This window comes from Polaromonas sp. (genome assembly GCF_049790275.1).
In the GTDB taxonomy this organism is placed as follows: domain Bacteria; phylum Pseudomonadota; class Gammaproteobacteria; order Burkholderiales; family Burkholderiaceae_C; genus Polaromonas.
The window spans coordinates 49,289-61,801 of the sequence record NZ_JBAQYR010000087.1 but is presented as its reverse complement, the minus strand read 5'-3'; the positions used below and the strand labels follow the sequence as shown (position 1 = coordinate 61,801).

Sequence of the window (12,513 nt, the reverse complement as noted above, 5' to 3'; positions counted from 1 at the left end):
GTTGAGTGCGGCCAGCGCATCCACGCCGCCGGCTTGCAAATAGCCGGTGCGCGCGGCTGCCGCGCTGGCCAGCACGGCCAGGCCCAGCGCGCCACCCATCATGAAAGCCGTGTTGACCACGCCCGATGCAATGCCCGACTCGCTGGGAGCCACATCGCTCATGGCGGCCAGCAGGACGGGATTGAAGGCCATACCCGCGCCCAGCCCCAGCAGCAGCATGCCGGGCAGCACATCGGCCACGAACTGGCCGCCCACCGGCGCCCGCGCAAACAGCGCCAGCCCCAGCGCCGCCAGCAGCAACCCCGCGGCCAGCGGGATCCGTATGCCAAAACGCATGACGATGCGGGCCGACAACCCCAGCGAAAACGCGGCCATGATCAGGTTGGCCGGAAGAAAGCCCAGGCCGACCTGCAAGGCGCTGTAGCCGAGCACCAGCTGCATGTAGAGCGCAGAGATGAAAAACCAGGCAAACATGGCGGCGGCCCACAACACGCCGACGATGTTGGCCATCGCCACATTGCGCAGGCGAAACAGGCCCAGCGGTACCAGCGGCATGGGCACACGCGATTCGATGCGCAGGAACACAGCCATTAGCACCACGGCAACCGCCAGCAGCCCGAGTGTTTGCAGCGAGGTCCAGCCGGCCTCGTTGCCGTTGACGATGGCGTACACCGCCAGCATCAGCGCGGTGGTCACCGTGATGGCGCCCCACACATCCAACCGCGCACCTGCGGCCTGACCGCGGCCGCCTGGCAGCAGCACCAGGCACAGGGCAAAGACGGCCGCGCCTATGGGCAGGTTGACGAGGAAAATCCAGTGCCAGTTGAGGGCATCGGTCAGCACGCCGCCCAGCAGCACACCGATGCTGCCGCCGCCGGCGCAGACAAAACCATAGACGCCCATGGCCTTGGCACGCTCGGCCTGTTCGGTGAAGAGGTTCATGATCAGCGACAGCGAAATGGCGGAGACCACCGCACCGCCCAGGCCCTGCACGGCACGCGCCACAATCAGCAGCCATTGCGAATTGGCCAGCCCGCAGGCCAGCGAGGCCAGCGTGAACAGCACCAGGCCGGCCAGAAACAGGCGACGCTGGCCATAGAGGTCACCCAGCCGCCCGCCCAGCAGCAAAAAACCGCCGAAGGTCAGCATGTAAGCATTGACCACCCAGACCAGCGAGGTTTCGGTGAAAGCCAGGTCGGTGCGTATCGACGGCAGGGCCACGTTCACGATCGTGGTGTCGAGCACGATCATCAACACGCCCAGGCAAAGCACAGTGAGCGCCCACCAGCGTTTGCGGCTGTCCATGGTGTGCGTCATGCGCGCTGCTCCTTAGGGAAACGCTGAACAAGCCCCTTGCGGCGCGCGATCAGCCGGGCTCGGGCGGTCTGCTGCGTTGAATTTCTTGCCAATAGCCAGCTATTGGCTGCGAAATCCGCCTTGCATCCCATCCCGATCCGGCCGCCGCGCATCCGCCAAGACTTATCCAGCGCTTCCTTAGGGCCTGAAACCGGGATGACAGGCTGCCGTGAAAGACTTGATATCGGGAAGACCATGGCTTCTTTCCTGAAGATAAAAGAGTGAAAGGGCACCGTACCCGCATTGATTGAAAGATCGCGTAGGACTGACGCTTTTCATTCATTGCCTGGTCCATGTCCAACGTTTGTGTACGGCGTACACAATAGCATAACAAAGATTTGGAACAGTGTCCACATAGGCTGCCGTTTGCCATCTCGCCAGCTTCAGACGCGGTGAGTTGCTACTCTTTTGGTAGCTGCTTGCGCCCGTACAAAAAGGGCTGGAGGCACTTTTCTTCATTAATCATCGGTTGTAGCCCATGCATCAGCAGGCCGGGCTGTCGGCTTGCACTGACAGCCAACGAAGGCCCGGGCTGATGACGGCGCCCACTGCGACGCCTAAGGTGTTGGTTTGACTATCCAACCCCTTACCGATCGCACCCCATGCCCTTCATCTCGTTCAACAAGGCCACCGACCCGGCAGCGCCTGATGACCTGCGCATCAACACGTCGGCGGTGCTGTATGTCGAGGCTTCACGGCCCGACCTGATTGGCCAGACCACCATTCACCTGCTGGGACAGGGCAGCGCGGTCCACGCGGTGACCGAATCGATAGGTACCGTGGTCACCAGCCTGGGCGGCCTGGTGGGCTGCAAACGCCACTACCTGGCACCGCCGCCGGACGATGGCGTCAGCACGGTCTATATTTCACCGGCCAATGTCAGCCATGTGCGGCCCAACCTGCCCGCCTCGCCGGAGTTCTGGTATGTGACGTTTGTCGATGGCTCGGAAGTGCGCATCGCCGATCCCTTGCCGGACGGGTTATAAAAAAAAGCCCCAAGACTTTCATCGTGGGGCTTTTTGGCTGAGGACTCAGCTCAGGCGTATCAGGCGGGCACGCTGTCTTTCACCGTATCCGCCATGTCCGTGTAGTCCTTGACCTGGTCGAAGTTCAGGTACTGGTACACCGAGGCGCTGGCAGCGGTCAGCACGCCCATGTCGGCCATGTATTCGGCCTTGGTGGGAATGCGACCCAGCTTGGAGCAGATCGCGGCCAGTTCGGCGGAACCCAGGTAGACGTTGGAGTTTTTGCCCAGGCGGTTCGGGAAGTTGCGCGTCGAGGTCGAGAACACCGTGGCACCCTCTTTGACTTGCGCCTGGTTGCCCATGCACAGGCTGCAGCCCGGCATTTCCATGCGCGCACCGGCGGAGCCCAGCACACCGTAATGGCCTTCTTCGGTCAGTTGCTTGGCATCCATCTTGGTCGGCGGTGCCATCCAGAGCTTGACCGGGATGTCGCGCTTGTTTTCGAGCAGCTTGGACGCTGCGCGGAAATGGCCGATGTTGGTCATGCAGCTGCCGATGAAAACTTCATCGATCTTGCTGCCGGCCACTTCGCTCAGGGTCTTCACGTCGTCCGGATCGTTCGGGCAGGCCACGATGGGTTCGTGGATGTCGGCCAGGTCGATCTCGATCACCGCGGTGTACTCGGCATCGGGGTCAGCCTTGAGCAGCTGCGGATCGGCCAGCCAGGCTTCCATCGCGGCAATACGGCGCTTGATGGTGCGCACGTCCGAGTAACCCGAGGCAATCATCCACTTCAGCATGGTGATGTTGCTGGTGATGTACTCGACGATGGGTTCCTTGTTCAGGTGCACCGTGCAACCGCCGGCAGAACGCTCGGCAGAAGCATCGCTGAGTTCAAAGGCCTGTTCGACTTTCAGGTCAGGCAGACCTTCGATTTCAAGGATGCGACCCGAGAAGATGTTCTTCTTGCCCTGCTTGGCTACCGTCAGCAAACCGGCCTTGATGGCGTACAGCGGAATCGCGTTAACCAGGTCACGCAGCGTGATGCCGGGCTGCATCTCGCCCTTGAAGCGCACCAGCACCGACTCAGGCATGTCCAGCGGCATCACGCCGGTGGCGGCGCCGAAGGCCACCAGGCCGGAACCGGCCGGGAAGCTGATGCCGATGGGGAAACGCGTGTGGCTGTCGCCGCCGGTGCCGACGGTGTCGGGCAGCAGCATGCGATTGAGCCAGCTGTGGATGATGCCGTCGCCCGGACGCAGCGGGATGCCGCCGCGGTCGCTCATGAACTCGGGCAACTCGTGGTGCATCTTCACGTCCACCGGTTTGGGGTAGGCCGCGGTGTGGCAGAAGGACTGCATCACCAGGTCGGCGCTGAAGCCCAGGCAGGCCAGGTCTTTGAGTTCGTCGCGCGTCATCGGGCCCGTGGTGTCCTGCGAGCCGACCGAGGTCATCTTCGGTTCGCAGTAAGTACCGGGGCGAACGCCCTGGCCTTCGGGCAGGCCGACCGCGCGGCCCACCATTTTTTGCGCGAGTGTGAAGCCGCGCTCATTGGCGACCGGTGCCTGTGGCAGACGGAACAGCGTCGAGACCGGCAGGCCCAGCGCCCAGCGCGCCTTGGCCGTCAGGCCGCGGCCGACGATCAGCGGAATGCGGCCGCCGGCGCGCACTTCGTCAAACAGCACGTCGCTCTTGAGCTTGAGCTCGGCGATCACCTTGCCGTCTTTCAGCGCCTTGCCTTCATAGGGACGCAGCTCGATCACATCGCCCATGGCCATCTGGCTCACGTCGAGTTCGATCGGCAGCGCGCCCGAGTCTTCCATGGTGTTGTAGAAAATCGGCGCGATCTTGGAACCCAGGCAGACGCCGCCGAAACGCTTGTTCGGCACGTAGGGAATGTCCTGGCCGGTGAACCACAGCACCGAGTTGGTCGCCGACTTGCGGGAGGAACCCGTGCCGACCACGTCACCCACGTAAGCGACCAGGTTGCCCTTGGCTTTCAGTTCCTCGATGAACTTGACCGGGCCGCGTTTGCCGTCTTCCTCGGGCGTGACGCCGGGGCGTGCGTTCTTGTGCATGGCCAGCGCGTGCAGCGGAATGTCGGGGCGGCTCCAGGCGTCGGGGGCGGGCGACAGGTCGTCGGTGTTGATCTCGCCGGCCACCTTGAAAATGGTGAGCTTGATCGACTCCGGCACTTCGGGGCGGCTGGTGAACCACTCGGCATCGGCCCAGCTTTGCAGCACGGCCTTGGCGTATTTGTTGCCCTGGTCGGCCTTTTCCTTGACGTCGTGGAACTGGTCGAACATCAGCAACGTGTTTTTCAGGCCGCTGGCAGCCTGGGTGGCCACGCTGTCTTCGGCATCGTCGAGCAGCTCGATCATGGGGCTGATGTTGTAGCCGCCCAGCATGGTGCCCAGTAGCTGCGTGGCTTTTTCACGCGAGATCAGCGCACACTTCTCGGTGCCGTGCGCCACGGCCGCCAGATAGCTGGCCTTGACCTTGGCCGCGTCATCCACACCGGCCGGCACGCGGTGCGTGATCAGCTCGACCAGAAAGGCCTCTTCGCCTTTGGGCGGGTTCTTCAGCAGCTCAATGACTTCGCCCGTCTGCTTCGCCGACAGCGGCAACGGCGGAATGCCGAGGGCGGCACGCTCGGCCACGTGGTTGCGGTAGGTTTGTATGAACTCGGGCATCATGGTTTTCTTCTCCTGTATTCAAAAAATGGTCAAAGTCAGAGCGGGTGCCGCACGCGCTTATTCGGCTTTGGCCGGGGCAGTTGCTGGCTGAACAGAACCCGTGCCAGCCTGGGCCGGCGCAGGCTTGGCAGCTGGCAGGGCCTCCAGAATGCTCACCGGGGGGTTCTTTTTCATCTCGTCGGCAAAGGTCACCTGTGCCGGGCTCATGCATTCGTCGGCCAGGCGCTGGCCCAGTTTCTGGCTCATCAGCATGGACTTGTTGCCCAGCTGCAGCCACATGGCGCCGGCCCGGCCGTCTTCCAGACGGATCGCGCCGGTGCGACTCCCGACCGGATGCATGCGGAAACGCTGTTTGCCGGTCTGGACAAGGAAAAACCCGGGGCGTTTCCCGCTCGGCGTGATAGTGACGGAAGCGCCCAGTTCGCAAGGAATCGTGCCGACGTAAACCCGCTTGGCGAGTTCCAGGTCCTCAGGGGTCAAGGTGACCGTCGGGTCATCGTCGATGGGCGTGACTTCTTCCACCGCCTTGGCAGCGGAGCGCTTGATGGGCGCACGTTTGGCAGCCTGGACGGTCGGGGCGGCAGCAGTTTTTGGGGCAGCCTTGGCCGGCGCGGTCTGAGCCAGCAGCATGGCGGGAGCGGTAAGAGCCAGGGCGGAAAGAATGACGAGTTTCATGGGGAGGTCCTTGGAAAACAGGTGGCTGAATCAATCGGGCAGTCTAATGAAGTCCGGCGGAAAAATAGGCTTGCGCCTCTGACGGAAGCGCACGGCCGGTCCGGTGCGCGCGTTCAAGCACCTGCCAGAAATAGCGGTAGCTGGCGCGGTCGTGTAATTGAGCTTCAAAACTGATGGGCGCCCAGTCTGCATGGGCGGCAGCGGCTATTATTTTTGCAGCACTTTCGATCTCTCCCTCGCTGGGGGCAAACGCCTCGAGAATGGGGCGTATCTGGCTCGGGTGGATGCTCCACATCCGGGTGTAGCCAAACTCGCGGGCCGCTTTCCGGGCGGCCGCATGCATGGCTGCAGTGTCACTGAATTCAGTGACAACACAGTGTGAGGGGACTTTGCCATGGGCGTGGCAACCCGATGCAATTTCGAGCTTGGCACGCACCACCAGCGGGTGTGTGAATTGCCCCTCGCTGCTCATGCCCTCGGCAGGAATGGCTCCGCCATGGCTGGAAACAAAATCCATCAGGCCAAAGCTGAGTGATTGCACCCGCGGATGGGCCGCAATGTCGAAGGCCCGGTGTATCGCCGCTGCGGATTCCAGCAACACATGAATCGGTAGCGTGGCCTGCGAAACCGCAGCCAGTGCAGCCACCACACGCTCCACATCATCGACCGACTCCACCTTCGGCACCATGATGTGGCTGAGCCTGCAGCCGGCTATGGCGCTGATGTCCGGCTCAAACGCCGGATGGTCCACAGGGTGGACCCGCACCGCGACGCGCGCCTTGCTACTGGCCTGTGCAAGCAGGGAAGCCACAAGCGCCGCGTGATCCGCCTCGCCGCCGACGGGAGCGCCGTCTTCGCAGTCGAGGGTGACGTCAAAAACGCAGGTGCCGAACTCTTCGGTCATTTCCGCCTGCAGCTGCAGGCTTTTGCGCATCCGCGCCTCGACGCCGCTGTAGTGGTCGCAAACCGGAAGAAAACCGGTTTGCGCCTGGGCACCGAGCAGAACGTCGCGGGGATGTGGCACTGCAGCGGGCTTCTACGCGATCAGAGCAGGTGCTTGACGCCGTCCTGCTCACCCTTGAGTTCGTCGAGCGTCTTGTTGATGCGTTCCTGGCTGAAGGCGTCGATTTCCAGGCCTTCGACCAGCTTGTATTCGCCGCCTTCGCAGGTGACGGGGAAGCCGAACATGATGTCCTTGGGAATGCCGTACTGGCCATCCGACGGAATGCCCATGGTGACCCACTTGCCGTTGGTGCCCAGCGCCCAGTCGCGCATGTGGTCAATGGCGGCGTTGGCGGCTGAGGCGGCAGAGGAAGAACCGCGCGCTTCGATGATGGCCGCGCCGCGTTTGCCAACGGTCGGCAGGAACACGTTGGCGTTCCATTCCTGGTCGTTGATCATCTTGGCGACGCTTTCGCCCTTGATGGTGGCGAAACGGTAGTCGGCATACATCGTGGGCGAATGGTTGCCCCAGACGGTGAGTTTTTCGATGTCGGCCACGGCCTTGCCGGTTTTGGCGGCGAGTTGGCTGGCAGCACGGTTATGGTCCAGGCGCAGCATGGCGGTGAAGTTCTTGCGTGGGAGGTCAGGCGCGCTTTTCATCGCAATGTAGGCATTGGTGTTGGCGGGGTTGCCGACCACCAGCACCTTGACATTGCGGCTGGCCACAGCGTTCAGCGCCTTGCCCTGGGCGGTAAAGATGGCACCGTTGACGGCCAGCAGTTCGGCACGCTCCATGCCGGGGCCGCGCGGGCGCGAACCGACCAGCAGCGCGTAGTCGGCGTCCTTGAAAGCCTTCATCGGATCGTCATACGCTTGCATGCCGACCAGCAGCGGGAAGGCGCAGTCGTCAAGTTCCATCATCACGCCCTTGAGTGCCTTTTGCGGGCCTTCCACCGGCACTTCCAGCAATTGCAGGATCACCGGCTGGTCCTTGCCCAGCATTTCGCCGGAAGCGATGCGGAACAACAGCGCGTAACCGATTTGACCAGCGGCCCCTGTAACGGCAACACGGACGGGTTTTTTGCTCATGATGGAGAACTCCAGGAAGGTTGAAATCGGTTGGACGGGTAGAAATAGTGAGGTAGCTTGCGCAGCTTGGGGCACCCGAAAACGCATGTGAACTGCGTCACACCGGGGCAAAGCCTTGCGTCGACTCAGCCAAAGATTTTACGCTGGAAAACCCTGAGGCGTCAATTTGTCTTATGTCTTATATAAGATATGATTGCGTGGATTCCAACACCTCTCCATGGCCGCCCTACCTACCTCGTCCGCTGATGATTTTGCAGGTGCCACGCCGGCCTTCAGCCCGCTGTACCAGCAGATCAAGGGCCTGATCCTGCAGAGCCTGCAGTCCGGCGAGTGGAAGCCCGGTGAAACCATTCCCTCCGAGATGGACCTGGCCGCCCGCTACCGCGTGAGCCAGGGCACGGTGCGCAAAGCCATCGACGAGCTGGCCGCCGACAACCTGGTGGTGCGCCGTCAGGGCCGGGGCACTTTTGTGGCCACGCATGCCGAGCAGCATGTGCAGTTCCGCTTCCTCAAGTTGGTGCCCGACAGCGGCACGCCGGGCAGTGAAGGCCCGGCGCAGCGCGACATCATCGACTGCCGCCGCGTGCGCGCCAGCGCCGACATTGCCCGCGCGCTCGCGCTGCGCACAGGTGACGCCGTGCTGCAGGCACGCCGAGTCCTCAGTTTTGCCGGCACCCCTACGATCCTGGAAGACCTGTGGCTGCCTGCCGCCCCCTTCAAGGGCCTGACCGCCGAACGGCTGGCCGACTACCACGGCCCGATGTACGCGCTGTTCGAAACCGAGTTCAATGTGCGCATGGTTCGCGCCGAAGAAAAAATACGCGCCGAGCCCGCCACCGACGGCCGCGAATTGCTATTAAAAGTAGAGCACGGCACGCCGCTGCTGAGCGTTGAACGCATTGCCTACACCTACAACGATGTGCCGATGGAACTGCGGCGCGGCTACTACCGCACCGACACACATTACTACCGCAATACCTTGAGCTGAGCATCCTCACATGGCATGTTGGGCAAGAGGTCACCGCAAGAATGCAGCAACACGTACAGGCCAGGCGCGCAAACCCGGGTTGGTTGTAACTTTCGCGTCAGCTTGCAGCCGTTTACGTGCCGATCAATGCGACTTGTGAACATTTAATCCCCGGCTTGTCCGACAAAAACCGGCAGCCATCGCCGGTACCAATCAAATCGATGCTGCGTTGCAATAGAATCCGGATGTTTTGAATTGTTATTTACCCTGCCCTTTTGTCGGGGTAGTTACCAAGCCGTTACCAGTCCTCCCACGAAAGCCCAACAATGACAGAGCTGGCATCCAAACAGCGTCCCAAGCGGCCTGAGTTCCGCAACATCAACGCCTTCAAAGACCTGACCACCTACCGCATGACACCGGCGGCCTGGGTCTCCATCCTGCATCGTGCCAGTGGCGGCATCATGTTCATCCTGCTGCCCTTCATCATCTGGATGCTCGACACCTCGATTTCTTCCGAAATCTCCTTCGAGAAATTCAGGGCCGCTTTCGGTGTCGGCATGCTGGGCTTGCCTGGCTTCGTCTGGAAGCTGGTGGCGCTGGCGCTGATCTGGTCCTACCTGCATCACTTCATCGCCGGCCTGCGTCATCTCTATATGGATGTGACGCACTCCCTGAGCAACGAGTTCGGCAAAAACACCGCTCTGGTCACACTGGGCCTGAGCATTTTCCTGACACTGGTGCTGGGCGCCAAGCTGTTCGGCCTTTACTAACAGGGAGCAAGACATGTCTGTGAACTACGGCTCCAAACGCCTCGTTGTCGGTGCGCATTACGGCACGCGCGACTGGCTGGCCCAGCGCATCACCGCGGCCCTGATGGCCCTCTTTACCGTGTTGCTGCTGGCACAGGTCATCTTCAGCAAAGGCCCGATCGGCTACACCCAGTGGGCCGGGATTTTTTCTTCGCAATGGATGAAAGTCCTGACCTTCACCGTGATCATCGCGCTGGCTTACCACGTGTGGGTCGGCATGCGCGACATCTGGATGGACTACATCAAGCCCGTGTGGCTCAGGCTGTCCCTGGAAGTGTTCACCATCGTCTGGCTGGTCGCCTGCGCCGGCTGGGCCATCCAAGTCCTGTGGCGCTTCTGAGCCGCATCTGACCCACGACTGAAAAACAAACATGACTGCATCCTCCAAGCTTCCCAAACGAAAATTTGACGTGGTGATCGTCGGGGCCGGCGGCTCCGGCATGCGTGCCTCGCTGCAGCTGGCGCGCGCCGGCCTGAACGTGGCCGTGCTCTCCAAGGTGTTCCCGACGCGCTCGCATACGGTGGCGGCCCAGGGCGGCATCGGCGCCTCGCTCGGCAACATGTCCGAAGACAACTGGCACTATCACTTCTACGACACCGTCAAGGGCTCCGACTGGCTCGGCGACCAGGATGCGATCGAGTACATGTGCCGCGAAGCGCCCAAGGTCGTGTACGACCTGGAGCACATGGGCATGCCTTTCGACCGCAACCCCGACGGCACGATTTACCAGCGCCCCTTCGGCGGCCACACCGCCAACTACGGCGAAAAGCCGGTGCAGCGCGCCTGCGCTGCGGCCGACCGCACCGGCCACGCCATGCTGCACACGCTGTACCAGCAGAACGTCAAGGAAAAAACCAGCTTCTTCGTCGAATGGCTGGCCATGGACCTGATCCGTGATGCCGCCGGCGACGTGGTCGGCGTGACCGCCATCGAGATGGAAACCGGCGACGTTCACATCTTCGAAGCCAAGACCACCTTGCTGGCCACCGGCGGCGCCGGCCGCATTTTTGCCGCCTCGACCAACGCCTTCATCAACACCGGCGACGGCCTGGGCATGGCGGCGCGTGCCGGCATCCCGCTTGAAGACATGGAGTTCTGGCAGTTCCACCCGACCGGCGTGCATGGCGCCGGCGTGTTGCTGACCGAAGGCTGCCGCGGCGAGGGCGCCATTTTGCGCAACAGCAACGGCGAGCGTTTCATGGAGCGTTATGCACCGGCCTACAAAGACCTGGCACCGCGCGACTATGTGTCACGCTGCATGGACCAGGAAATCAAGGAAGGCCGCGGCTGCGGCCCGAACAAGGATTACATCAACCTCGACATGACCCACCTGGGTGCCGAGACCATCATGAAGCGCCTGCCGTCGGTGTTCGAAATTGGCCACAACTTTGCCAACGTCGACATCACCAAGGAACCGATCCCCGTGGTGCCCACCATCCATTACCAGATGGGCGGCATCCCGACCAACATCCACGGCCAGGTCGTCACGCAGGACGTCAACAACCAGAGCCAGGTCGTGGGTGGCCTGTACGCGGTCGGTGAATGCGCCTGCGTCAGCGTGCACGGCGCGAACCGCCTGGGCACCAACTCCCTGCTCGATCTGCTGGTGTTCGGCCGCGCGGCCGGCAACCACATCGTTGAATACAACAAGACCACTTCGCACAAAGGCCTGCCGCTTGACGCAGCCGACGCCACGCTGGCACGTATTGCCCGCCTGGACAACGCCACTGAAGGCGAATATGCGCAGGACGTGGCCAACGACATCCGCGCGGCCATGCAGCAACACGCCGGCGTGTTCCGCACCCAGGCCATCATGGATGCCGGTGTCGCCAAGATCGCCGAGCTGCGCAAGCGCGTGAGCAACATCGGCCTGAAGGACAAGTCGAAGATCTTCAATACGGCGCGCATCGAGGCCCTGGAAGTCGAAAACCTGATCGAGGCCGCCCAGGCAACCATCGTCTCGGCTGCCGCCCGCCACGAGAGCCGCGGCGCGCATTCGGTGGATGACTACGGCGACACGCCCGAGCATCCGAACGGCCGCAACGACACCGACTGGCACAAGCACACGCTCTGGTACAGCGAAGGCAGCCGCCTGGCATACAAGCCTGTGCAGATGAAACCACTGACAGTGGACTCGATTCCCCTGACAGTTCGCTCCTTCTAAAAAGACAAGCGGAAACCCCATGACCAAACGCACCTTCCAGATTTACCGCTACGACCCCGATCAGGATGCCAAGCCCTACATGCAGACCATCGAGGTCGAGCTGGACGGCAGCGAGCGCATGCTGCTCGACGCCCTGATGAAGCTCAAGGCGCAGGATCCGACCATTTCCTTCCGCCGCTCCTGCCGCGAAGGCGTCTGCGGTTCGGACGCCATGAACATCAACGGCAAGAACGGCCTGGCCTGCCTGACCAACATGCGCACCCTGCCCGGGACCATCGTGCTCAAGCCCCTGCCCGGCCTGCCTGTGGTACGCGACCTGATCGTCGACATGACGGACTTCTTCAAGCAGTACAACTCGATCAAGCCCTACCTGATCAACGACAACGTGCCGCCCGACAAGGAGCGCCTGCAGAGCCCCGAAGAGCGTGATGAACTCAACGGCCTGTACGAGTGCATCCTGTGCGCCAGCTGTTCGACGTCCTGCCCCAGCTTCTGGTGGAACCCGGACAAGTTCGTCGGCCCGGCCGGCTTGCTGCAGGCCTACCGCTTCATCGCCGACAGCCGCGACGAGGCGACCGCCGAGCGCCTGGACAACCTGGAAGACCCGTACCGCCTGTTCCGCTGCCATACCATCATGAACTGCGTCGATGTCTGCCCCAAGGGCCTGAACCCCAGCAAGGCCATCGGCAAGATCAAGGAAATGATGGTGCTTCGCACTATTTAAATATGGCCCCCACGCTTGTCGCTTCGCGTACTTCGCTGCCCCCCGAGGGGGCCGCTGCGCCTCCGGCCCGGCAAAGCCTGTTCCGCGGCCCCGGCTGGTCTGGTCACGCCTTCGCTTCGCTCGGC

12 protein-coding genes are annotated in these 12,513 nt (G+C 62.3%); 6 read left to right on the top strand and 6 right to left on the bottom strand.

From position 1 onward, the window contains the following. On the bottom strand, positions 1 to 1,317 hold a 1,317-nt coding region (locus WA904_RS11620), incomplete at its 3' end, for a DHA2 family efflux MFS transporter permease subunit (protein WP_425197280.1). Continuing rightward, positions 1,314 to 1,553 (bottom strand): hypothetical protein, encoded by a 240-nt coding sequence (locus WA904_RS11615; protein WP_425197279.1) that lies wholly within the window; start codon positions 1,551 to 1,553, stop codon positions 1,314 to 1,316. The genes WA904_RS11620 and WA904_RS11615, both read right to left, overlap by 4 nt. Positions 1,554 to 1,958: 405 nt before the next feature. Here WA904_RS11615 and WA904_RS11610 point away from each other — a divergent pair, with 405 nt between their 5' ends. Further along, a complete protein-coding gene (locus WA904_RS11610; RefSeq protein WP_425197278.1) occupies positions 1,959 to 2,342 on the top strand; it encodes a hypothetical protein in 384 nt (127 codons plus the stop codon). A gap of 59 nt (positions 2,343 to 2,401) precedes the next feature. Here the strand turns inward: WA904_RS11610 and WA904_RS11605 are convergent, their stop codons facing one another. The 4 genes from WA904_RS11605 to WA904_RS11590 are packed head-to-tail and all read right to left on the bottom strand — an operon-like array spanning position 2,402 to position 7,723. Beyond that, positions 2,402 to 5,017, bottom strand: a complete 2,616-nt coding sequence (locus WA904_RS11605) for a bifunctional aconitate hydratase 2/2-methylisocitrate dehydratase (protein ID WP_425197277.1) — start codon at positions 5,015 to 5,017, stop codon at positions 2,402 to 2,404. 57 nt (positions 5,018 to 5,074) lie between these two features. Continuing rightward, on the bottom strand, positions 5,075 to 5,692 hold the full coding sequence (locus WA904_RS11600; RefSeq protein ID WP_425197276.1) for a hypothetical protein: 618 nt from the start codon (positions 5,690 to 5,692) through the stop codon (positions 5,075 to 5,077). A 43-nt stretch (positions 5,693 to 5,735) separates the two neighbouring features. Continuing rightward, positions 5,736 to 6,716 (bottom strand): HpcH/HpaI aldolase/citrate lyase family protein, encoded by a 981-nt coding sequence (locus tag WA904_RS11595; protein ID WP_425197275.1) that lies wholly within the window; start codon positions 6,714 to 6,716, stop codon positions 5,736 to 5,738. A gap of 20 nt (positions 6,717 to 6,736) precedes the next feature. Then, positions 6,737 to 7,723, bottom strand: coding sequence for a malate dehydrogenase (locus WA904_RS11590; protein WP_425197274.1), 987 nt, complete (start codon positions 7,721 to 7,723; stop codon positions 6,737 to 6,739). A gap of 217 nt (positions 7,724 to 7,940) precedes the next feature. Between WA904_RS11590 and WA904_RS11585 the strand changes: the two genes are divergently transcribed. The 5 genes from WA904_RS11585 to WA904_RS11565 all read left to right on the top strand — a co-directional run bounded on the left by WA904_RS11585 (position 7,941) and on the right by WA904_RS11565 (position 12,388). Beyond that, positions 7,941 to 8,711 carry a GntR family transcriptional regulator gene (locus WA904_RS11585; RefSeq protein WP_425197273.1) on the top strand — a complete coding sequence of 257 codons (771 nt, stop codon included), beginning with the start codon at positions 7,941 to 7,943 and terminating at the stop codon, positions 8,709 to 8,711. 305 nt (positions 8,712 to 9,016) lie between these two features. Further along, complete coding sequence (gene sdhC, locus WA904_RS11580; RefSeq protein WP_425197272.1) at positions 9,017 to 9,460, top strand: succinate dehydrogenase, cytochrome b556 subunit; 444 nt, start codon at positions 9,017 to 9,019, stop codon at positions 9,458 to 9,460. A gap of 13 nt (positions 9,461 to 9,473) precedes the next feature. Continuing rightward, a complete protein-coding gene (sdhD, locus tag WA904_RS11575; protein WP_425197271.1) occupies positions 9,474 to 9,839 on the top strand; it encodes a succinate dehydrogenase, hydrophobic membrane anchor protein in 366 nt (121 codons plus the stop codon). 31 nt (positions 9,840 to 9,870) lie between these two features. Further along, a complete protein-coding gene (gene sdhA / locus WA904_RS11570; RefSeq protein ID WP_425197270.1) occupies positions 9,871 to 11,664 on the top strand; it encodes a succinate dehydrogenase flavoprotein subunit in 1,794 nt (597 codons plus the stop codon). Between the two features lie 19 nt (positions 11,665 to 11,683). Continuing rightward, the gene (locus WA904_RS11565) at positions 11,684 to 12,388 is read left to right on the top strand and encodes a succinate dehydrogenase iron-sulfur subunit (RefSeq protein ID WP_425197269.1); all 705 of its coding nucleotides are present in this window, start codon (positions 11,684 to 11,686) and stop codon (positions 12,386 to 12,388) included. Positions 12,389 to 12,513 lie beyond the last annotated feature (125 nt).